At 52.6% G+C, this 20,941-nt stretch carries 17 protein-coding genes; 8 read left to right on the forward strand and 9 right to left on the reverse strand.

Annotated features, from left to right (window positions below; translation table 11 throughout):
- Nucleotides 1-68: 68 nt before the first annotated feature.
- Nucleotides 69-1,862, reverse strand: coding sequence for an arginine--tRNA ligase (gene argS / locus Q4G72_RS17600; protein WP_303312746.1), 1,794 nt, complete (start codon nucleotides 1,860-1,862; stop codon nucleotides 69-71).
- A 409-nt stretch (nucleotides 1,863-2,271) separates the two neighbouring features.
- Between argS and Q4G72_RS17605 the strand changes: the two genes are divergently transcribed.
- A complete protein-coding gene (locus tag Q4G72_RS17605; RefSeq protein WP_303312747.1) occupies nucleotides 2,272-3,123 on the forward strand; it encodes a hypothetical protein in 852 nt (283 codons plus the stop codon).
- Nucleotides 3,124-3,225: 102 nt separating this feature from the next.
- Here Q4G72_RS17605 and Q4G72_RS17610 read toward each other — a convergent pair whose 3' ends face one another.
- The gene (locus Q4G72_RS17610) at nucleotides 3,226-4,200 is read right to left on the reverse strand and encodes an arginase (RefSeq protein ID WP_303312748.1); all 975 of its coding nucleotides are present in this window, start codon (nucleotides 4,198-4,200) and stop codon (nucleotides 3,226-3,228) included.
- Nucleotides 4,201-4,503: 303 nt separating this feature from the next.
- Between Q4G72_RS17610 and Q4G72_RS17615 the strand changes: the two genes are divergently transcribed.
- Nucleotides 4,504-5,904, forward strand: coding sequence for a type III PLP-dependent enzyme domain-containing protein (locus Q4G72_RS17615; RefSeq protein ID WP_303312749.1), 1,401 nt, complete (start codon nucleotides 4,504-4,506; stop codon nucleotides 5,902-5,904).
- Between the two features lie 90 nt (nucleotides 5,905-5,994).
- Complete coding sequence (locus Q4G72_RS17620; RefSeq protein WP_303312750.1) at nucleotides 5,995-6,147, forward strand: hypothetical protein; 153 nt, start codon at nucleotides 5,995-5,997, stop codon at nucleotides 6,145-6,147.
- Nucleotides 6,148-6,580: 433 nt separating this feature from the next.
- Here Q4G72_RS17620 and Q4G72_RS17625 read toward each other — a convergent pair whose 3' ends face one another.
- On the reverse strand, nucleotides 6,581-7,117 hold the full coding sequence (locus Q4G72_RS17625; protein ID WP_303312751.1) for a D-glycero-alpha-D-manno-heptose-1,7-bisphosphate 7-phosphatase: 537 nt from the start codon (nucleotides 7,115-7,117) through the stop codon (nucleotides 6,581-6,583).
- 73 nt (nucleotides 7,118-7,190) lie between these two features.
- On the opposite strand from Q4G72_RS17625, the gene hemG reads away from it, so the two are divergent.
- Genes hemG through Q4G72_RS17640 form a run of 3 tightly spaced genes read left to right on the forward strand, consistent with a single transcriptional unit; the run spans nucleotide 7,191 to nucleotide 10,367 of the window.
- Nucleotides 7,191-8,528 carry a protoporphyrinogen oxidase gene (hemG, locus tag Q4G72_RS17630; protein WP_303312752.1) on the forward strand — a complete coding sequence of 446 codons (1,338 nt, stop codon included), beginning with the start codon at nucleotides 7,191-7,193 and terminating at the stop codon, nucleotides 8,526-8,528.
- Nucleotides 8,529-8,547: 19 nt separating this feature from the next.
- Nucleotides 8,548-9,342, forward strand: a complete 795-nt coding sequence (locus Q4G72_RS17635; RefSeq protein ID WP_303312753.1) for a polyprenol monophosphomannose synthase — start codon at nucleotides 8,548-8,550, stop codon at nucleotides 9,340-9,342.
- A gap of 56 nt (nucleotides 9,343-9,398) precedes the next feature.
- Entirely contained in the window at nucleotides 9,399-10,367 is a 969-nt protein-coding gene (locus tag Q4G72_RS17640; RefSeq protein ID WP_303312754.1) for a TerC family protein, read from the forward strand.
- Nucleotides 10,368-10,440: 73 nt separating this feature from the next.
- Here Q4G72_RS17640 and Q4G72_RS17645 read toward each other — a convergent pair whose 3' ends face one another.
- Entirely contained in the window at nucleotides 10,441-12,570 is a 2,130-nt protein-coding gene (locus Q4G72_RS17645) for a transglycosylase domain-containing protein (RefSeq protein WP_303312755.1), read from the reverse strand.
- 157 nt (nucleotides 12,571-12,727) lie between these two features.
- Here Q4G72_RS17645 and purB point away from each other — a divergent pair, with 157 nt between their 5' ends.
- Both purB and Q4G72_RS17655 read left to right on the forward strand, forming a co-directional pair.
- Complete coding sequence (gene purB / locus Q4G72_RS17650) at nucleotides 12,728-14,092, forward strand: adenylosuccinate lyase (RefSeq protein ID WP_303312756.1); 1,365 nt, start codon at nucleotides 12,728-12,730, stop codon at nucleotides 14,090-14,092.
- 71 nt (nucleotides 14,093-14,163) lie between these two features.
- Nucleotides 14,164-15,252: a glycosyltransferase family 9 protein gene (locus tag Q4G72_RS17655; RefSeq protein WP_303312757.1), complete on the forward strand. Its 1,089-nt coding sequence runs from the start codon at nucleotides 14,164-14,166 to the stop codon at nucleotides 15,250-15,252.
- A gap of 20 nt (nucleotides 15,253-15,272) precedes the next feature.
- On the opposite strand, the gene Q4G72_RS17660 is transcribed toward Q4G72_RS17655, so the two are convergent.
- Genes Q4G72_RS17660 through Q4G72_RS17680 form a run of 5 tightly spaced genes read right to left on the reverse strand, consistent with a single transcriptional unit; the run spans nucleotide 15,273 to nucleotide 20,645 of the window.
- A complete protein-coding gene (locus Q4G72_RS17660; protein ID WP_303312758.1) occupies nucleotides 15,273-16,403 on the reverse strand; it encodes a glycosyltransferase in 1,131 nt (376 codons plus the stop codon).
- A 43-nt stretch (nucleotides 16,404-16,446) separates the two neighbouring features.
- The gene (locus tag Q4G72_RS17665; RefSeq protein WP_303312759.1) at nucleotides 16,447-17,421 is read right to left on the reverse strand and encodes a glycosyltransferase family 2 protein; all 975 of its coding nucleotides are present in this window, start codon (nucleotides 17,419-17,421) and stop codon (nucleotides 16,447-16,449) included.
- Between the two features lie 4 nt (nucleotides 17,422-17,425).
- On the reverse strand, nucleotides 17,426-17,953 hold the full coding sequence (locus tag Q4G72_RS17670; protein ID WP_303312760.1) for a DUF4199 domain-containing protein: 528 nt from the start codon (nucleotides 17,951-17,953) through the stop codon (nucleotides 17,426-17,428).
- Nucleotides 17,954-17,994: 41 nt separating this feature from the next.
- Complete coding sequence (locus Q4G72_RS17675; RefSeq protein WP_368409017.1) at nucleotides 17,995-18,528, reverse strand: DUF4199 domain-containing protein; 534 nt, start codon at nucleotides 18,526-18,528, stop codon at nucleotides 17,995-17,997.
- A gap of 50 nt (nucleotides 18,529-18,578) precedes the next feature.
- Entirely contained in the window at nucleotides 18,579-20,645 is a 2,067-nt protein-coding gene (locus Q4G72_RS17680; RefSeq protein ID WP_303312762.1) for a BatA domain-containing protein, read from the reverse strand.
- Nucleotides 20,646-20,941: the final 296 nt, after the last annotated feature.

Consider the following 20,941-nt stretch of genomic DNA (forward strand, 5'->3'; position numbering starts at 1 on the left):
AGTCGTTTTTTGAAGAACAGGAGGAAATAAAAACTCCCCTGCTGGTCAGAAGGGGAGTTTTCTATTTGTTACATACGCTCGGGCACCGCAATGCCCAGCAGGCCCATACTGGCCTTAATGGTGCGGGCCGTTTGCGCCGACAGCGCCACGCGGAAGGCTTTCTTCACCGGGTCTGACTCCACAAAAATGGGCACCTCGGTGTAGAAGCGGTTGTAGGCTTTGGCAATATCATAGGCGTATTGCGCCACCACGGCTGGCGAGAAGTTGCGGGCGGCCTCGGCCACCACGGCGGCGTAGCGGCCCAGCTCCTGCACCATCTCCTGCTCGGTTTCGTGCAGGGTGGTGAGCGTGCTCAGATCGGTGCTTTCCGAAACGCCCTGCTCCAGGGCCTTGCGGCGGATGGCCGAAATACGAGCGTGCGAATACTGAATGAACGGACCCGTGTGCCCCTCCAGGCTCACGGACTCCTCGGGGTTGAAGAGCATGCGCTTCTTGGGGTCTACCTTCAGCAGGTAGTACTTCAGGGCGCCCAGGCCCAGCATGTGGTAGAGCTGCTCGGCCTGCTCTTCGGTCAGGCCTTCGGTTTTGCCTTTTTCCAGCGTGGCGGCTTTGGCGGCCTCCACTACTTCGCGCACCAGCTCGTCGGCGTCTACCACGGTGCCTTCACGGCTCTTCATCTTGCCCGAGGGCAGATCTACCATGCCGTAGCTCAGGTGATGGATGGCCTCGGCGTAGGGCTTGCCCAGCTTGTGTAACACGGCCTTCAGCACCTGCATGTGGTAGTTCTGCTCGTCGGCAATAACGTACACCGAGAGGTCATAGTGGTAGTCCTGGTACTTCAGCTCGGCGGTGCCCAGGTCCTGGGTGATGTACACGGAGGTACCGTCGGCGCGGAGCAGGAGCTTTTCGTCGAGGCCTTCCTCTTTCAGGTCAACCCACACGGAGCCGTCTTCCTTCTTGAAGAACACGCCTTTCTGCAGGCCTTCTTCTACCCGCTCTTTGCCCAGCAGGTAGGTTTCGGACTCGTAGTAATACTGGTCGAAATCGACGCCGATGTTCTTGTAGGTTTCGTCAAAGCCTTCGTACACCCAGCCGTTCATCTGCTTCCAGAGGCGGATAACCTCCTCCTCGCCCTGCTCCCACTGCTGCAGCATCTGCTGGGCATCGGTCATGAGCGGGGCGGTGCGCTTGGCTACGTCGGTGGCTACGCCCTCGGCTTCCAGCTGCTTTATTTCCTCGCGGTAGTGCTTCTCGAACAGCACGTAGTACTTGCCCGCCAGGTGGTCACCTTTGATGCCGGAGTCCTGTGGGGTTTCGCCGTGCCCGAAGCGCTGGTAGGCCAGCATCGACTTGCAGATGTGAATACCCCGGTCGTTTACCAGGTTGGCTTTGGTGACGGTGGCGCCGGTGGCCTTCAAAATCTCAGCCACGGAGTAGCCCAAGAAGTTGTTGCGCAGGTGGCCCAGGTGCAGGGGCTTGTTGGTGTTGGGCGAGGAATACTCCACCACCACGTCCTGCGGGCCGCCAGTGGGTACCGGCGCACCATCGGGCTGCCGGCGAAGCTGCTCGAACAGGGCCAGCCACTGGGCATCGGCAATTTCCAGGTTCAGAAAGCCCTTCACCACGTTAAAGCCTTTCACTTTGGGCTCGTTGGCCACCAGCCACTCGCCCAGCGCCTGCCCAATCTGCTCGGGGCCTTTGCCCAGTGTTTTGGTCAGGGGGAAGGTGACCAGCGTGAACGAGCCGGCAAATTCCTTGCGGGTAGGCTGAATGGTAAGTTGATCCGGAGCTACCGAAGCCCCAAAGGCTTGCTGAATGGCGGTGCTGAGGGCGGCTTTAATCGACTGTTCGAGTTGTTGCACGGGGTGCGGAAGTCTTAAAAAAGCCCATTTCAGAGCCTTTACGATAGTATTAAAAGCAAAACGCAGCGCAATGCTCCGTTTCTGACCGGGCAGCAGCTAACCACTCTTTCGAAGCCAACAACCAAGTACTAGTGTCGGTGCGGCAGCGCACCATAACAGAGTTTGGATACTTGCCTTTTGAGAAGAGCGCCTTCTACTGACCAATGCTACAAAGGTAGAAAGCTCTACCAGAAGCAACTCAAAAAATACAGCCCTCCTCTTTTCCTGATAACCCTGATAACGGAAATCTTGTAGCGCCCTCAGCCCCCAAAGAGTAGCTATCTACTGTTGGCTCCCTTACTAAACCAGCTTGTGCGTATGGAATTATGCTATGTTTAGAATCAATAGATTTGAACTTTATTTAACTGATATGAAATTTCTCGCTCCCCTATTGGACCTACGGCTTCTCCTCCTTGTTACAGGCAGCATTTCTTTGGCTGCCTGTAACAAGGAGGAGAACGATAAATTCGTAAAATTCCCCGTGAAAGGAACCGTGCAATTACTAGACGAATATGGCCGCCCGGAAACCGATAATAGTGGGGTTGATATCCGGGTATACACTGATCTTACAAAAGACAATCCTACTGTAAGTAATGCTGCTGGTAGCTATACGCAGTCAGCATACAAAGGCAAGCAGCTATTTTACTTTGCAAAAAAAGACTACGCTGAATTTCTGTTGTACGACCAGCCTGTGGACGCGGCCCATACCGTTCTTCCTAAGGTTACCCTTGCTCGAATGGCTAGCGCCAGTGTAACTAATCTTGCCATAGTAGAACGTAACGATACCCTGTTTATTAGCGGACGAATGACCAAGCCGTCGAGTCCTGGCTTACCTCGTCAACATCGAATCTTTTTTATACAGCATAATTTCGGCAATCCACACCAATATCGAATGGACTGGTATTGGATTCGAGGTGAAGCATTAGAGTCTAGGCTCAATAGTAACCTTGTAACGATTTCAGGAACTACTAATTCGGGGGAATATGCTTTTATTGATACGCTAGCGGTAAAAGAATTAAGAGAGAAAATGGCTACAACGTATCCTCCTGGCATAGATGTAGTTGCCTATGGAGATAATCTATCGGCAATATCCTCACCCTATCTATGGACAGGCATCAATGCATTTGAAGTAAACTCATATACGGGCAAGCATTACATAGGCGGTACTTGGCCAGCACTCAGCAGAGACTCCTCTAACATTGTGCATTATACAGTCCGTTAATTATTCGCGGATCAACATTTAAAATCAGCTTCCGGCTCCAGCCAACCAGTCCTTATTTAGGAGGGAACTGTTGACTGGAGCCGGAAGCTTTATCCAATATAGTTACCTGCTCGTCACTTCCTCCATGCGCAGTCGGTTCTGAATAGCATCCGTAGCTGCTTCCAGAATATCGAAGGCATTGGTGGCCATGGTATTCTCACTGTCCAGCGTGGGGTTGATTTCCACCATCTCGAAGCAGATGACCCGGTCGTTTTCCAGCAGGGCGCGGCACAGGCTAATGGCTTCTTCCACGTTCAGGCCCTCCTCTACCGGCGTGCCGGTGCCTTTGCTGAAACGGGAGTCCAGGGAATCAACATCGAAGCTGATGTAGACCATGTCGCAGAAGCGCAGCCGCTCATAAATTTCGCGGGCAATGCGGCGGGTGCCTTTGGCCTTTACTTCGTCCAGCTTGTAGTTTTTGATGCCCAGGCGCTCAATAATGGCATTTTCCTCGTGCTCCGTGTCGCGCACCACCACATATACTAAGTGGTCGGGGGTAATTTTGGGGCCGGGCTCGCCTAGGTCTTTGAGACGCTTCCAGAAAAACTCGGTTTCCGGCTCAATGACATTGCGCTGGCACTCCATGTTATCATCGCCCAGGCTGATGGCCAGCGGCATGCCGTGCATGTTGCCGGAGGGCGTGGTGTAGGGCGAGTGAATGTCGGCATGGGCATCAATCCAAACCACGCCCAGGGTTTTGTGCGGATACGCCGCTTTAATACCCGCAATGGTGGCCGAGGCGTTGCTATGGTCGCCGGCCAGTACCAGCGGAAACTCCCCGAAGCGCAGGGTTTGCTCTACCGTGTTGGCAATGCCTTTTTGCACGGTATAAATGGAATCAATGTGCTTGGCCTTCGGAAAATGATTTTTGTCGAAGAGCACGTGGTTCAGATCCGGGATGGCCACGGAGTTGAACCGACGAAAGTAATCGGACCCTTTGTTGAGGCAGGCCACTTTGAGGGCATCTACCCCCAGGCTAGCGCCACGGGTACCAGCTCCGAGTTCGGAGCGTACTTCCAGAAGCTTTATGCGTCGCATATTACATGGGCAGGAAAGAGGTTAGGGTGGTTTTAATGCTTGCCGATTGAGCAGCTGCGGGCCACTCAGGCTTGACGCGCCCGGACCTTCCGGCGCAACCAACGAACAAAGCACAACCAAAACCCCGCGGGCGGGGTATCTTTGCGAGCACTAAGTTCGGGGTTTTCGTTGTTGGTTTTGGTTTTTCGTGGGTCAATTTTCATTTCAGCCAACTTTTTAGGCTGATTTTGGGAATAATGCACGCTTTTCCAGCCGTCCAACCACGAAAAACCGCTACGAACCCAGAAAAACCTAATTCCCTGAATGGATACCTATCACGACCTCATCAGCCAGACATTTGACTGGCCCACCCCCGATTTTCATGTGGAAAGCAACGAGCTGCGCTTCCACGATATTGATCTGATGGCCCTGATTGAGAAGCACGGCACGCCGTTGCGTCTCACGTATCTGCCTAAAATCAGCAGCCAGATTCAGCGCGCCAAGCAGTGGTTTGCGCAAGGCATTGAGAAAACCGGCTATACCGGCCGCTATTCCTATGCTTACTGCACCAAGGCCTCGCACTTCAGCTTTGTGGTAGAAGAAGCGCTGAAGAACGATGTGCACATCGAAACCTCTTCCTGGTTTGATATCAGCATCATTCGGGCCATGCACAAGAAGGGCAAGGTTTCGAAGGATACTTATATTATCTGCAACGGCTTCAAAACAGAAGAATACAAGCGGGAAATCACCGACCTCATCAATGATGGTTTTGTGAACTGTATGCCCATTCTGGACTCGCCCAATGAGGCTGACTACTACCACGACAACGTGCGCGAAAAGTGCAACGTGGGTATGCGCCTGGCTTCTGATGAGGAGCCGCGCTTCCAGTTCTACACCTCGCGCCTGGGTATTCGGTACGCCGATGCCATTCCGCTGTATGAGCAGAAGATCAAAGACGACCCGCGCTTTGAGCTCACCATGCTGCACTACTTCATTAACACCGGCATCAAGGATACCTCCTATTACTGGTCCGAGCTGAGCCGCTTTGTGCACAAGTACACGGAGCTGCGCAAAGTGTGCCCCACGCTCACGACCATCGATATTGGCGGCGGCCTGCCCATTCAAACATCGGTGCAGCCGGAGTACGACTATCCTTATATGATTGAGGAAGTGCTGCGTACGGTGCAGCGCATCTGTCAGGAAGAAGGTGTGCCGGAGCCGGATATCTTCACGGAGTTTGGCATTTTCACCGTGGGTGAATCGGGTGCGGTTATTTACTCCATTCTGGATGAGAAGCTGCAGAACGACAAGGAGCTGTGGTACATGATTGACGGCTCGTTTATCACCAACCTGCCCGACACCTGGGCGCTGAACCAGCGCTTTATTATGCTGGCCGTGAATGGCTGGGAAAAGAAATACAAGAAGATTCAGCTGGGCGGCCTCACCTGCGACTCGCAGGATTACTACAACGCGGAAAAGCACATTTACCAGGTATTCCTGCCGGAGCGCAAGCCTGTGGACCAAAAGCCACTGTATGTGGGCTTCTTCCACACGGGGGCTTACCAGGAAAGCCTTTCCGGCTACGGCGGCGTAAAGCACTGCCTGATTCCGGCGCCTAAAATGGTGATTCTGGACCGCGCCGAGGACGGCACGCTCACCGATTACGTGTTTGCCGAGGAGCAAAGCGGCGAGTCGATGATGCGCATTCTGGGCTATACTTCGTAGGGAATTCTGCGGCGGCTTTTGGTACGGCCGCCGCGAAGCCGTACTTTTGATATCTTCGTTTTCTCCTCTTTTCTTCTTCTGCCTTTCGTTATGAAAAAATTACTTCTGCTGGCTTCGGTAGCCACACTTACTCTGGGTAGCTGCAATAAGAGCAAGTGCCCTACGTATAGCAGCACGAAATCTGCCAATCGGGTTTCTTCTCCCATTATGGCCAGCAACGCTACCCCAATCAGTCACCAGTAGTTTTTTTTCTGAAGCTGGAATTTTTGGCCGGTTTCCTGTGTATTCAGGAAACCGGCTTTTTTATTGACTTTTTTAGATACGTAATCGGCTACATACTAAGCTTCAAAATCTTGCGTTTCTTTGCATTAGGACGCGCTTTTCACACATATCATTCATTTATCCGCACACCTTTTTTTTGCACTCAGGCATGAATAAAGTTTTGCTATTGACAGTTGTAGGTTTAGTAGGGTTGGCGTCATGCAAGACCAAATGCCCCGCTTATTCAGAAGTTAAGCCTGCCACGCAGGTAGCCTCGCCCGTGGCCGCTACCAGCCAGCTTCCTCCCTCTGAGCAGCAATAGTTGCTTAAAACCCTTCAAAAGAGAAGCCGCCTTTCCGTAACCAGGAAGGCGGCTTCTCTTTTGTATCAGGATCTATTTTTATAGGACTAAATCCTATAATGCCAAAATGAGGTCAGTAGCCGCTAATAAGTTGGGGGCAGAACGAGTGTATTCTACCTGCTCGGTACTGCCTATCATAATACCCAGCACCCCTACGCGGGCACCGGCTTCCATATCGCGCAGTCTATCCCCCACCATCCAGCACTGATCCGGGTCCAGTTTAAACCGGGCCATAGCCTTTTCCAGCATCAGAGAATCCGGCTTGCGCATCAACGACTCCGATACCGACGGGTGCGCCGAGGCAAAGTAAAACGCGTCTATCAGGTTACCGCACGCTTCCTGCAGCTTTTGATGACAGGCATGTACATCGTCGGCCGTGTACAGGCCTTTGGCAATACCTGCCTGGTTGGTGACGACTACCAAATAATAGCCCGCCGCTTTTAGCCGCGCCAAGGCCTCGGGCACGCCTTCCAACACCACAAATTCCTCTGGGTGCCACACGTAGTGGCCTATTTCTTCATTCAGGACTCCGTCGCGGTCCAGGAACACGGCTTTGTTAAGGATAGTAGGAGAAGTTTTCAGCTCATTCATCGGGCCAAAACTACTGATTCCTGCGGGGTATGAATGTAATTTGCGGCCTCCTTCTGCGTCTGTCTCTTTGTTTATGCGCATTGCCATTCTGGGTGGCGGCATCACCGGCCTCACCACCGCCTACTATCTGCACCGGGCGGGTGTTTCTTTTGATTTGTTTGAGGCCAATGATGACCCCGGCGGTACCATGCGCACCCGTCGTGAAGGTCCGTATCTGGTAGAGCTGGGCCCTAACTCCCTTCTGCTCTCAACTGAGCTGGAGCAACTGCTGCAGGACCTCAACCTAATTTCCCAAATACAGGAACCCACTGCTACCAGCGCTAACCGCTATGTACTGCGCGGAGGCCGCTACCGCAAGCTTCCCGGCTCACCGCAGGGCCTGCTTCTGTCCGGGTTTTTCAGCCTTCAGGCTAAGCTGGCTATCCTGCGGGAACTGTTCCGGCCGGCAAGGCCGGTAAACCCTACGGAAACCATTGCCGCATTTTTTCGCCGACGCTTCAACCAGGAAATTGTTGATTACGCCGTTAATCCATTCGTATCCGGCATTTATGCCGGCGACCCGGACCAGCTTCTACTACAGGCCACCTTTCCTAAACTGGCCGAGCTGGAGCAGCAGCACGGCTCCGTACTGCGGGGTTTAGCCAAGGCAGGTACCGGCCAGCGCCGCCGCACCATCTCACTACGGGGTGGCCTGCATACTCTCCCCAATGCGCTGGCGGCACAGTTGGCTGGTCATCTGTTCCTGCACCAGCCCGTGACCCAGCTCACGCGCGCTGCCGATGGCCGCTTCCACGTGCACACGCCCAGCGGCGCCTTCTCCGACCGCGCCTATGACCGAGTAGTTATAGCTCTGCCTACGGCAGCAACAGCCCAGGTATTGGCCAACCTGTTCCCCAGGGAGGCAGAGGCTATCCGCCCGGTATATTACCCTACCATGTGTGCGGTGCATACGGCTTATCGCCGCGCCGATGTGCAGCATCTGCTGGCCGGTTTTGGGGCCCTGCATCCTAAAGTAGAAGGTGCCTATTCCGCCGGTAGTATTTGGAGCAGTTCCCTGTTTCCAGACCGCTGCCCTGCCGATGAAGTGCTCTTTACCACCTTTGTGGGTGGTGCCCTTTCCCAGGAAGCGGCCCTTGACCCAGAGGCCGCCATGTTGCTCCATGTGCACCAGGAGTTATGCCGGCTGTATGGCATCCGGGCTGGGCAGCCGCAGTGGCAGCGGCGCTTTGTGTGGGAACACGCCATTCCTCAGTTTGATGCGCGCATTCTCCCGGCTCGCGAAGCGGCAGCCAGATTAGCAACATTTGGGGTAGATGTGGTGTCTAATTGGCAGGCGGGCGTTTCCGTTCCGGACTGTATCCGCTATGCCCGGCAGACCGCCGAAAAGATTTCGGCGGGCAAGAAGCGCTGACCTGCTATATTTGACCAATATGAACGATTCGCTCGTTATCATACCGACCTACAACGAGCGGGAAAACGCTGAGCTCATCATTCGCAAAGTGTTTTCGTTGCCCAAGCCATTCGATGTTCTGATCATCGATGACGGCTCTCCCGATGGCACCGCTCAGATTGTGCGCGACCTGCAGACCGAGTTTCCCGGCCGCCTGTTTCTGGAAGAGCGCGCCGGCAAGCAGGGCCTGGGCACAGCTTATCTGCATGGCTTTAGGTGGGGCCTGAGCCGTGGCTATTCCTACTTGTTTGAGATGGATGCCGACTTCTCACACAACCCCGAAGACCTGATTCGGCTGTACGAAGCCTGCACTCTGGAAAACCAGGATATGGCCATCGGCAGCCGCTACATTCACGGCGTGAACGTGGTCAACTGGCCTATGAACCGGGTGCTGATGTCCTGGTTTGCCTCCGCCTATGTGCGCTTCATCACGGGCATGCCCATTATGGATGCCACAGCAGGCTTTAAATGCTACACGGCACAGGTGCTCCGGGTTATTCCTCTGGACCGTATCCGGTTTATCGGCTATGCCTTCCAGATTGAGATGAAATGGCTGGCCTTCAAATATGGTTTCCGCATTCGGGAGGTGCCTATTATCTTCACCGACCGCACCCGGGGCGCTTCTAAAATGAGTAAAGGTATCTTTAAAGAAGCCTTACTGGGAGTTATTCAGATGAAGGTCAGCAGCTGGTTCCGCCGCTTTGACCGTTTTCCCACTCCCCCTGCCCTTCCGGTTTCGGCTACGGCCGCAACTTCCTCGCCCGAAACACGGTAGGGGCTTTACCCCCTTATGCGAGGGGTTGTCTTTTGTGTGGTTCCTGATGTCGTTGCATGGAAAATACTCCCCTGTTTTGGGTTGCCTTTGTCGCTTTTGTGCTGGCAATGCTCCTGCTCGACCTACTCGTATTCAACCGCAAAGCACACGTGGTAAGAATGCGCGAGGCCCTGGGCTGGAGTGCCTTCTGGATTTTGCTTTCGCTGCTATTCAACTACCTGGTGCTGCGTACCATGGGCAAGCAGGCAGCTATGGAGTTCCTGACCGGCTACCTCATTGAGAAGTCGCTCAGCGTAGATAACCTTTTTGTTTTTCTACTCATTTTCAGCTATTTCCGAGTACCGCAGGAGTACCAGCACAAAATCCTGTTCTGGGGTATTATTGGCGCGCTGGTGCTGCGGGCTATATTTATTCTGGCTGGCGCCGCACTCCTGGCCAAGTTTCACTTCCTCCTATATGTGCTGGGCGCCTTTCTGGTGTATACCGGCGTGAAGATGGCCACCTCTGCCGGCGAGCCGGAAATTGACCCCGATGCTAACCCGATAGTGAAGTTCCTGAGCCGCCACCTTCCCATTACCAGTAAGCTGGAGGGTGGCAACTTTTTTGTTCGGAAAGAAAAGCTGCTGTTTGCTACGCCCTTGTTTGTGGTGCTGGTCATGGTAGAAACCACTGACGTGGTTTTTGCGGCAGATTCCATCCCCGCTATCCTGGCTGTTTCGCGCGACACATTTATTGTTTTTACCTCCAACGTCTTTGCACTGCTGGGTCTGCGGGCACTTTATTTTGCCTTGGAAGGGCTGATGCGGCTGTTTCACTACCTGCACTATGGCCTGTCGCTTATCCTGATCTTTATTGGTGTGAAGCTGCTACTTTCAGAGTTCTATGAGCTGCCCATGAGTATTTCTCTCGGGGTGGTGGGCCTGATTCTGGTCTTATCGGTAGTCTTGTCTTTGTTGCTGCCTAAGCCAAAAGAGGAACTACATCTTCCCTCCGCCGATGATTCAGTAGAAGACTCCAGTCTCTAATAAGCACCCAGTTCATATAAACGCCTCACTGCCAGCTGGCAATGGGGCGTTTAGTTTTAGAATGCAGGTAAGGCTATTGCTTGGGGGGCGCGGGTGGCTCGGTTCCTTCCGGCACGTTGGTATTAACGCCTTCATCCTGACCGCCGCCCAGCAAATCAATCAGGTTAAGCGGCTCAAACTGCGCGGAGTCGGCGGGCGAGACAGTGCGCACAGTGTCCCGTACGGCCCGCACAATGTACTTGCGCGCTGGCCCATTAAAGTTAATATGATACCCCAGTCCTTCGTAGTCTCCCTGCGAGATGTAGCCCTTCCGGGTCATAAGCTGCGCAATGAGGCGGTGGAAATAGCGCGCGCTGCTCATCATCTCCCCATACTGGTTAAAGCCGTTCCGATAGAATTTAGGGCGCGGAATTATACTGGCCAGATACAGGCTTTCTGACAAGCTCAGATTAGCGGGCTGCTTGTCAAAGTAAAATTGCGCGGCCTCTTTCACCCCATAGATTTTCGGCCCCCATTCAATAATGTTCAGGTATACCTCCATCATCCGCTCTTTGGTGGCGATGTGCGTATTTTCAATCAACCAGACAATAAGTGCTTCTTCTACTTTGCGCGTCACAGTCTTCTGCCGGGTCAGAAATACGTTCTTCACCAGCTGCATAGAAAGCGTGCTACCACCCCTCGCAAAGCGTTTCTCCTTAATATTTTGGATGATGGACTTCACAAAAGCTTTTTCCATAAAGCCTTTGTGGGTAAAGAAGCGGGGGTCCTCTGCCGTTAGAATGGCATATTTCAGGTACGGCGACACCTGGTTGAAAGGTACGAACTTGGGGTTAGGCGGACCTACCTGGAAGGTTTTAATGGAGTCGCCCTTATCGTTATAGGCCGTGTACCAGAAGGGGGTATTCAGCTTGCTCAGGTCCTCGCGGCCAAAGCGCGTAATGCGGAAATCCCTGCCTTTCAGCGAGGAATTAAACTTGAGGCTATCCAGCTTATTCATATCCAGATCAGCGCTCAGGCGGTAGGTTAGCGTTCCTTTGCCCTGCATACCTTCCAGGGTACTGAACATACCTTCGGGCAAGGCATTGAAAAAGTCGTTGGCAGGCGTTTCGCCAGATTCAACCAGGGCTTTCACCTGCAAGCCGGCCAGCATCTCATCCCGCGACTTTACCCCATTACTTTCTCCTATCACCCGCTTGTTGCGCGGCAGTTTGCGCACGCTGATTTGCGGAAATACTTCCATCTGGTTCAAGGTCACTTTCGTGCCTTTTTCCAGCGCAGCGTAGGCCTGGCCCAAGGTAGCTACATAGTCTATCCCCGCGCGGGGGAAGCGCACATCGTGGTCGGCTAGTTTGGGGTGGTGCACCACAAAGTTGCGGGCCCAGGCCGTGCCTTTGATAGTCAGCTCATCATTGTTCAGGTCTTTTCCGGTCAGGCTAACCCGTACGGTATCAAACTGTACCCGGGCACCATAGCGGCGCTGCACATAAGGCATCACCACGGGGCGCCCATCCAGCCCATATACATTGGCCGTGAGCGAATAATCACCGGGCTCTACGTGCCCCTGCAGGCCAAACCGATTTACCACGGAGTCGATATCGGCCGTGAGCTGGCCCTGAATGTCGCCATCTTCAATAGAGAAGCGCGGCATCGTGATGGTAGCGGAATGATCCGGGCTGCGGTAAGTAACCAGGAAGCTGCGGAAGTCGGCCTCCCCGGGAATATTGTCGAAAACTGTTTCCAGCAATTGGTTAACCATCAGGCCATAGTTGGCGCCCTGCGTGGTATCCCGCTTAACGGCGGTTTTCTGTTTCTTGAATAGAAAAGAATAATTGTCGGTAGTAGCGGTTTTGCGGGCTGTGAAACGGGCGCTGTCAATCTGCAGACCGCTGAACACGGGGCGCCGCGCAAACAGGGACTTCAGACTAATAGAAGCATTAATGTGCCGGGCCTGCAGCAGCGTATCGGGCCGGGCAGTGGGCACCAGACTTACCCCATCAATACGCACGGTATTCAGATCCACAAAACGGGCCGGACCTAAGGCTAGCGTAACGGGATATTTGGCTTCTACCTTTGCTTTTACCTGGCGTAGCGCATACTGCAACAGTTCCTGACGCTTTAGCAGAAATATAGCCAAGGCCAAGGCCAACAGCACCACCAGGCTACCCAGAGCAATGCCTATTCTTTTTTTCGTAGTTGAAGTCACGCGCAAACAGAGGAGAGAAGTTGCGGCCGGGCATAGCTAGATTCATGCCGAACCCAGTGCCGCTCGGAGGACAAAGGTAGTGAAAACCGCCGCGTGCCCTGTCGGGCAGAGCGGGCATTCCTTACCTTTGGTCCACCGGTCCAACTCCTCTATACGCATGTCTGCCTCAACCGATACCACTTCTTTCTCTGCGCTTACTGCCGTTTCGCCGCTGGATGGGCGCTACCGTCGCCAAACGGCGCCGCTGGCCGCCTTCTTTTCCGAGCTGGCCCTGATTCGCTACCGGGTGCTGGTGGAAGTGGAGTATTTTATTGCCCTGCGCCAGCTACCGCTGCCCCAGTTGGAGACAGTATCAGAGGAAGTTATTGGGGCCCTGCGCCAGATCTACCTCGATTTTTCGGCAGAAGATGCGGAGGCAGTAAAAGCTCATGAGCGAGTCACCAACCACGACGTGAAGGCCGTGGAATACTTTCTGCGGGATAAATTCATGGCTTTGGGGCTAGAGCAATTCGTGGAGTTTATTCACTTTGGCCTCACTTCCCAGGACATTAATAACACGGCTATTCCGCTGAGCCTGCAGCATGCTGTAGTAAAAGTGCTGCTACCTGCTTACGCCAACGTGCGCAACCATCTCTCCGACCGCGCCACTACCTGGGCGGCCATACCCATGCTGGCCCGCACCCATGGGCAGCCTGCCTCGCCTACTCGCCTGGGCAAAGAAATTCAGGTGTTTGTGGCCCGCCTCGATGCCCAGGTAGACCTACTAGCGCAAATACCCTTTGCGGCAAAATTCGGCGGTGCTACCGGCAACTTCAATGCTCACCACGTAGCCTACCCCAGCATCGACTGGCACGAGTTCGGTCAGCACTTCGTGAACGACCGGCTGGGCCTGCACCGCTCCTTCCCTACCACCCAGATTGAGCACTACGACCACCTGGCAGCTCTCTGCGACGGGTTGAAGCGCCTGAATACCATCCTCATTGATCTGGCCCGCGACGTGTGGCAGTATATTTCGATGGGGTATTTCCGCCAGACTATCAAAGCGGGGGAGGTAGGCTCTTCGGCCATGCCGCATAAGGTAAACCCCATCGATTTTGAAAACGCCGAAGGCAACCTTGGCTTGGCCAACGCCGTGCTGGAGCACCTGGCGGCCAAACTGCCCATCAGCCGCCTGCAGCGCGACCTGACCGACTCTACCGTACTCCGTAACCTGGGCGTGCCGCTGGGTCATACGCTCATTGCTCTCACGGCTCTGCAACGCGGCCTCGATAAGCTGGCGCTGGATGAGGAAACCCTCCGCCGAGACCTGGAAGCCAACTGGCCGGTAGTAGCCGAGGCTATCCAGACCATTCTGCGCCGCGAAAACTACCCAGACCCTTACAACGCCCTCAAGGCCCTCACGCGCACCCACGGCCCCATCACGCAGCAAACCATCAGCGAGTTTATCGGCACGCTAAACGTGAGTGATGCCGTGAAAGCGGAGTTGCGCGCTATTACGCCGATGAATTACGTGGGCATCTAGCTCTTCGTAAAAGCTTGCTTTCCTCCCTTTGACTAAGTGGGGCTACCATCTGGCTCCCAAATATTCTCCCAATGCCTGAGCTTAACGGCATCTCCGTTCATCCAGACTGCCGCCATTTTCGCGGTGATATTCCCTGCCGCCCGAATAAAGAGCATGGCTATCAATGCGCTGATTGTCCTGTATATGTGCCGGTACTACAGCGCATCCTGATTATTAAGCTGGGAGCTATTGGTGATGTTATTCGGACGACGCCTTTACTGCGGCGGCTCCGGCAGGAGTATCCGGCGGCTAAAATCACTTGGCTCACGCTCACGCCGGCTATTCTGCCGCAGGGCGAAATTGACGAGGTTCTGAAGCTAGAGTTGTCCTCCGTCCTACATCTACAGGCGCGGGAGTTTGATATTCTGTTTAACCTCGATAAAGACAAAGAAGCCTGCGCCCTGCACGATTCTATCCGGGCTACGCAGAAGTTTGGCTATACACTGCACCCTAATGGCGTGGCCTGGCCCAGCAATACACTGGCCAACCACAAGTTCCTCACGGGCGTGTTTGATGAGCTTAGCCAACAGAATGAAAAGCCTTATGTGCAGGAAATCTTTGAGCTGTGTGGCTATGAGTTTCGGGGCGAGGAATATGTATTCGACAACCACCAGGACAAAGGCTACGATTGGTCGGCGCTGCCGACGGGCAAGCCGCGCATCGGCCTGAATACCGGCTGCGGCGACCGGTGGACCACGCGCCTGTGGTCAGATGAAAAATGGATTGAGTTAATCACCCAGTTACAGCAGGCCGGATACGCACCCATACTGCTGGGCGGCACCGCTGAGGATGAGCGTAACCAGCGCTTACGGGCTACTACCGGCGCTACTTACCTGGGCACATTCCCACTGGAGCAGTTCATCAACCTGATGCACCAGATGGACCTCATAGTAACGCAGGTGACTATGGCTATGCACATCAGCATAGCCCTGCAGAAGCCGACAGTGCTCATGAACAACATCTTCAACCCCTGCGAATTCGACCTCTACGGTCGTGGCCAGCTAGTGCAGCCTGACCGCCAGTGCGTTTGTTTCTACCGGGGAACGTGTAAGCTGGGCACCAGCTGCATGGAAGATTTACCGGCGGATAAGGTGTTTGCTGCCGTGCAGAAAAGCCTATAACGGCCAGTTTTTACTTCGTACTACTTGGGCTGCGCTACGTCTTTCAGGGCCTGCACCATTTCGCTCCAGGAAAACTGCTTTTTCCGCTCCCATACGCCGGTGGTAAACTCTGCCTCGCGCTGATGCTCGTAGAAATCTACCAAAGCATCGGCAATGGCCTTGGGCGTAGGTTTTACTACATAGCCTACTTCCCCATTCGGAATCAGTTCGGCCAGTCCGCCTACGTCGGTTACTAACATGGGCCGCTCAAAGTGGTAGGCTATCTGAGAAACACCGCTTTGCGTAGCGTTTTTATAGGGTTGTACCACCATATCGGCTGCACAGAAATAGTAGACTACTTTCTCGTTCGGGATGAAGTCGGTGGCGCGCACGAGGCGGCTTTCCAGGTGGTATTTCTGAATGAGTACCTCATAAGGGGCGGCGTCTTCATAGAATTCGCCGGCCACTATCAGCTTCACGGGTAAGCGCGCTAGTCGCTCATCAGCAAAAGCCTCCAGCAATATATCCAGCCCTTTGTAGGCTCGGATAAAACCAAAAAACAGCAGATAGCCAAACTGGTCATCCAGCCCCAATGCACGCAGTGCATCAGTTTTTGATTTCAGGGGACCAAAGTTGTCATAGAGCGGATGCGGTTGGTAGCGGGCCGGCTGTTTAAAATGCAGCAGACGCAAATCGGCCAGCACCGCTCGTGACATGGTTACAAAACCATGGCAGGCCGAAAGAAAATACCGCGTGAGTGGCCGGTCGCCGGGCCGTTTTTCGTGCGGAATTACATTGTCAGTGATGGCCACAATACGCGTGTGGCGGTTGCGGCGGATGCGGCGGGCTATGAACCCCAGCGCGGGCCCCATAAAGGGCAGCCAGAACCGAAAAATCACCAGATCCGGCTTTTCCCGGCGCAGCTTCTCCCCCACCTTCAGCCAGGAAAGGGGGTTTACAGAGTTAATACTGACTTCTATATCCAGATCGGCCGGGCCAGGCTCGGTGCTAAACTGAGTTTGCCCCGGAAACAGAAAGTCGGGATACTGCAATGAAAACGTCACCAGTCGCACTTCGTCGCCGGCTTCCCGGAAAGCCCGTGCCAGCCGCTCATTGTAGGTGGCCAAACCACCCCGCAATGGATATGCCGGACCAATGATAACAACTTTCATAAGCAATATGCTTAGCGAAATGACGGATGCTGGCCTCTATGAGCTATTCCAGATTAAGCTTATCCCGCACCAGATACTGGTTCTTGCGCGGGCCGTTCAATTGCACCATTTCGGCCAGAAAACCACCCACAAACACCTGTACACCCACAATAACTGCTGCTAAAGCCAGGAAGAACAAAGGCTGGTCGGTTACGTCCCGGGCTTTTAGATTTTGGGCCGCCAGGTACACCTTCTCCCCTATCAGCCATAACGTAATGAGTATACCCGTCAGAAAAGAGAGCATGCCCACCGTGCCGAAGAAATGCATGGGTCGTTTCCGGAACCGACTCACAAACGTGATGCTCAGTAAATCCAGAAAGCCGTAAACGAACCGCTCCAGGCCAAATTTGGTGGTACCATACTTGCGCTCCTGGTGCTGCACTACCTTCTCGCCAATCCGCCGGAAACCAGCCCATTTGGCAATAACGGGAATGTAGCGGTGCATCTCCCCGTATACTTCAATAGACTTCACGACCCGGTAATTGTAGGCCTTGAGCCCGCAGTTGAAGTCGTGCAGTTGAATGCCCGAAATCCAGCGGGTAACGCCGTTGAAGAGCTTCGTAGGAATGGTTTTGCTAATCGGGTCGAAGCGCTTTTTCTTCCAGCCGCTCACCAGGTCATACCCATCATGGGTAATCATCTGGTAGAGGTCCGGCAGCTCTTCCGGCGAGTCCTGCAGGTCGGCGTCCATTGTGCAAACTACCCGGCCTACAGCCGCTTTAAAGCCCACATTCAGCGCCGCCGACTTCCCGTAGTTGCGGTTAAAGCGAATACCGCGCAAATGAATATCCTCCTGCGACAGATCCTCGATTACCTCCCAGGATGCATCCGTAGAGCCATCATCAATCAGTAGAACCTCATAGGTAAGCCCATGCAAAGAAAGCACGCGGTGGATCCACCGCGTGAGTTCCGGCAATGACTCGGCTTCGTTAAGCAGCGGAATTACGATAGACAGCTCAACGGGAAAATGTTGCGGCAAACGCTTACTCAAACTCGGGACGGGTATTTTTGGTGATGGCCGAAATAATCAACGAAAGGATCAAGCCAATTACAACGGCACTTACAATAGCTATGACCAAGCCAACTGGACCAGCGCTGAACTTCTGGGACATAGCAACAGCCTGATCAATTTGCTCATCGCTCAGATTTCCTTTCTCTTCCAGCTTGGTGCGGGCCATTTCCATACCACGTTGCATGGCAGCCGGGTCAATAAACTCCATGTAGATATAGCGGAAAGTAGCACCCAATATGCCGGACACGAGTGAAAGCAAAACCCCAATGGTTATACCCTGTCCATAGGACATAAAGCCTTCGTTGTGAGCTTTAAAGTATTTATGGGCCATCCAAATACCGCCAATCCAGATTAGAAAGGCCAACAGGCTTAAGGTGGTATTTCCTTCCTGTTGGGTAGCCAGCAGAATAAAGGAGTAAATAATGGACACCAAGCCCGTTAATACGCCATAGCGGATACCAACTGAGGAAGGTGTAACAGAAGTAGCAGTGTTTTCCATAAGATGATTGGGGGTGAAGGGAGAAAGACAGGAATGCGCACTTATTTCCGGAAGAAAATAGCTCCCGGCAATACAAACAATACTCCTAGAATCAATTTTTTATAAAACTCATCCATTGCCAGCTCATCCGCTTGCGGGGTATGCCGCAAGGCAGCTTCTTCCAGCTGAAAGCGCTTGGCACCATCTCGCTGCTTCAGGTAAGTACCTTTTCCTGCTTGTAATATGGCGCGCAATTCATTGCCATTCTTTTCAATCAGCTCCGGGTCAGCAGCGCGGGCGAAACCATAAAGCCCACCAGCGGAAATAACAGAAGCAAATATGACTGTGAGAAGACCGGTGAGCACAGAGCGCCCTAAACCAGGACCTGTAGGCATAAAATAGCGCCGGATATACCATTGACATAAAACGGCGGCAAAAGGAAGCAGCACCGTCGACATCAGGCGTTTAGGGCCGTATGGGTTATCCCCACCCAGATAGAGGAACACCAGCCAAAGCAAGGAAAGCACCCCCACCCCAATGCCAAAAAGCAGGGCCGTACGTAGAATGCGCTGGGAAAAAGAATGCGTAGTTGACACGGGCAAAAACTAAAAGCGGAAAGATAGAGGCTTTTCCGCAAAACCAGTCCTTATGCCACTGGGACTGCAACAGCAGTAGCCACTTTTACTTTGCGCCGGAAGCGCAGTAACACAACTTCGGCTAAAAGGCAAGCCAACGCCGCTACCAGGCAATACTGCCACAAGGGCTTGCCTATACGTTCCGCTTTATACTGAGCTGCTACCGAGTCCCCTTCCCTTACCTCGTATAAATGCACGTTAGGATGCGTTGCACCAATAAGCTGGCGCAATTCCTCCACAGAATAGCTCGCCAGTTCCGACTCGCGCTTAGCCTGATTAAATGCTAGAGTGGTAATAGGTTTCTCCTTCTGAGTAAGCACATAAAAACCTGGAGTAGTTAACCCTGTAGGAACAGTTAAAACTATCTTACCAGCTTGTATCCGTTGGACTGGAATGAAAATATTACTGTCTTGCTGCAGTTTAAATACGGCTTTATCTGCCAGGTTTTTAGTAGAGTTTACTGGCACAGAGAGTGCCACGCTCCCCTGCGTGAGCTGATAAGCTGGAAGCTGACCAGTTCGGTAACTTTCCATCGCCAACCGATACATTACAGGCACAAACAAAGCATGGCTGCTAAAATCAGAAAAGCCACCACGTAAGGGTGCTGCCAGCAGATATACTTTGCCTGGCCCGCTCGGAAACTCCCCCAGATACCCATCTCCATCCCGCATTTTCAATATATCCTGGCCCGAGCGAGCCCAGCGCAACACCGGTGCCGCCTTGGGCATACTCCCTACCTTGTTTTGCTTTGCAAATACTTCCCGGAAAAATGGGTTGTGCTGGTTAGGCGGCGCCACCTCCCGTAATACGGGCACCCCAACAGGCACAGGATTCCATTGCACCGCTCCTACACCTAACTCACGTAATAATCGGCTATAAGCCTCTCTTGTATTACTTTCTGCTGAGGGTACAACCAATACACTTCCCCCTTGCGAAACGTGGCGTTTTAAGGCCTCTATAAGTCCACTTGAAACCTGCTTTAACTCCTGCACCACTACTAAATTACTCTCAGCAATGCCAGAGTAATTAACTCTATCAGGAGTATTTAGAGAATAATCAAATAAAGGCTCATTTCCATACACTTGTTGGGTTGGAGAGGTACCCGCCACAATATCAGTAATATGAATCTTGGCTGAAGGCTGTAAAGTGAAGTAATATGTATTGTCGAATGTAATAGGCTCATCTTCTACTTCAATCCGGCATAAATGAATGCTATTTAAAGCCAGCCGAACTCTCACCAAACTCGTGGATATCCCACCCGCCGGCAAATCCGCTTGATACGTACTAACCAATTGTTGCCCAACAAAGACTTTTACCTGGGCATTGTTCGCTGTTGCATTGCCTCCATTTCGTAACCGTATTTTCAGTGGAATATCAACGCCTGTACGAATGAAAGGATCATCTAATACAACACTATCTACATAAACATTAGCAGAAGCTGAACGGTGGATTGGCACCAAAAACGCCTCTTTAGTTGAATCTATAGTAGAAAGAAAATTAGCTGGGAAAGCTGACTTTTGAAAATCAGAGAATAGGAAAAGTTGCTTAGCTGGTAATACATTGCTTCGGGATTTACTTATAGCAGATGTTAATCCTGTATTATGCCCCGAAATGGAGAGGCTCTCTAACTGCTTCCTAAAAGCTACTGCATCTAAGAGTTGAGATTGAAGAGAAGGTAAATAAAATTGGGTACCACGAGGCACAACTAAGGACAGATCACTGCTAAGGTCTACAGCTCTATCTAATAACGATATATCACGCTCTGTATGACCTTGCATACTAGGTGAAGTATCCACTAAAACAGCAATAGAGTTGTTATCCTTGGTTTGTCTGTTGGCCGCTGGCAGGAATGGTTGACAGAATAATAATACTAGAAAGAATAAGAAGCCAAGGCGAGTAAGCAGGACTAGCAAATGCCTCACTTTACGTTGCCGAGCAGATATAAGCTTTACTTCTCTTATAAAGCTGACATTTGTGAAAGCAATACGCTGAACTCGCCGCAACTCAAATAGATGAATCGCAACTGGTATTGCTAATGAAAGCATCCCCACTAAAAACCAAGGATACACAAATGCCATGTAGAAAGTAATTAGTTGGGAAGATAGACACAAAAATAAGTCTACTGCTGCAAGAGGAGCTTCAGGGTATACAAAACAGCATCCTCATTCTTCTATAATAATAGTCAACAAAAGATACTATAAGCATAAATCCTCATATAGTAACAAATACTACATGAGGATTTATGCGCATATTCTATAAATCAGTCAAGATAATTTCCTCAGAAGCAGCTTACCCTTTTCAACTTTGTGTACAAGCAAGAAGGCCTCCCGCAGCACGAAGTCGCGGGAGGCCTTACAAGATAGGGTTGGCGGCG

This window comes from Hymenobacter sp. BT730, from assembly GCF_030542105.1.
GTDB lineage: Bacteria > Bacteroidota > Bacteroidia > Cytophagales > Hymenobacteraceae > Hymenobacter.

Coding starts and splice junctions, on each gene's coding strand:
- Q4G72_RS17620 (WP_303312750.1), top strand. CDS start 5,995: ATGAAAAAATTACTTCTGCTGGCTTCGGTAGCCACACTTACTCTGGGT.
- Q4G72_RS17615 (WP_303312749.1), top strand. CDS start 4,504: ATGGATACCTATCACGACCTCATCAGCCAGACATTTGACTGGCCCACC.
- Q4G72_RS17625 (WP_303312751.1), bottom strand. CDS start 7,117: ATGAATGAGCTGAAAACTTCTCCTACTATCCTTAACAAAGCCGTGTTC.
- Q4G72_RS17660 (WP_303312758.1), bottom strand. CDS start 16,403: ATGAAAGTTGTTATCATTGGTCCGGCATATCCATTGCGGGGTGGTTTG.
- Q4G72_RS17670 (WP_303312760.1), bottom strand. CDS start 17,953: ATGGAAAACACTGCTACTTCTGTTACACCTTCCTCAGTTGGTATCCGC.
- Q4G72_RS17655 (WP_303312757.1), top strand. CDS start 14,164: ATGCCTGAGCTTAACGGCATCTCCGTTCATCCAGACTGCCGCCATTTT.
- Q4G72_RS17640 (WP_303312754.1), top strand. CDS start 9,399: ATGGAAAATACTCCCCTGTTTTGGGTTGCCTTTGTCGCTTTTGTGCTG.
- purB (WP_303312756.1), top strand. CDS start 12,728: ATGTCTGCCTCAACCGATACCACTTCTTTCTCTGCGCTTACTGCCGTT.
- Q4G72_RS17680 (WP_303312762.1), bottom strand. CDS start 20,645: ATGGCATTTGTGTATCCTTGGTTTTTAGTGGGGATGCTTTCATTAGCA.
- Q4G72_RS17605 (WP_303312747.1), top strand. CDS start 2,272: ATGAAATTTCTCGCTCCCCTATTGGACCTACGGCTTCTCCTCCTTGTT.
- Q4G72_RS17635 (WP_303312753.1), top strand. CDS start 8,548: ATGAACGATTCGCTCGTTATCATACCGACCTACAACGAGCGGGAAAAC.
- hemG (WP_303312752.1), top strand. CDS start 7,191: ATGCGCATTGCCATTCTGGGTGGCGGCATCACCGGCCTCACCACCGCC.
- Q4G72_RS17610 (WP_303312748.1), bottom strand. CDS start 4,200: ATGCGACGCATAAAGCTTCTGGAAGTACGCTCCGAACTCGGAGCTGGT.